This window comes from Jatrophihabitans lederbergiae (genome assembly GCF_031845305.1).
Taxonomy (GTDB): Bacteria; Actinomycetota; Actinomycetes; order Mycobacteriales; family Jatrophihabitantaceae; genus Jatrophihabitans_A; species Jatrophihabitans_A lederbergiae.
The window spans coordinates 1-381 of sequence record NZ_JAVREH010000235.1 but is presented as its reverse complement, the minus strand read 5'-3'; the positions used below and the strand labels follow the sequence as shown (position 1 = coordinate 381).

The following is a 381-nucleotide window of genomic DNA, read 5'->3' as shown; positions in this document are numbered from 1 at the left end:
CCGGCCAAGCCCCGGGCAACGGCCGGATCGGATCATCCTCAGCCGCCAGCATCAACACCGTCGCGGCTTACCTGTCCGGGCTGATCACCGCACACCGGCTACCGGACAAGCTGCTGATCATCCACCAATTCACTACGCCGATGCTGCCCGACCGCGACCAGATCACCACCCACCCCGGGGTAGAGCAAACCCTGCACGCCGACGGCGAAGGCACCCCCGCCGGCAAGGTCGCGGTCTATCACCAACTCGCATTCCCCACCCGGTTTCATACCGGGTTCAAGCTGTTCTACACCCAAGACACCCGCCTGATGAGCCCCGGCGAGGTGATGGCCCTGACCCCCCGACCCGACATCATCACCTACCAATAAACCCAGCAGCCAA

1 pseudogene is annotated in these 381 nt (G+C 64.3%); it reads left to right on the top strand.

The window, feature by feature from the left end:
* Positions 1-368 (top strand): annotated as a pseudogene (locus tag RM423_RS25105) (hypothetical protein); the annotation flags it as partial.
* Positions 369-381 lie beyond the last annotated feature (13 nt).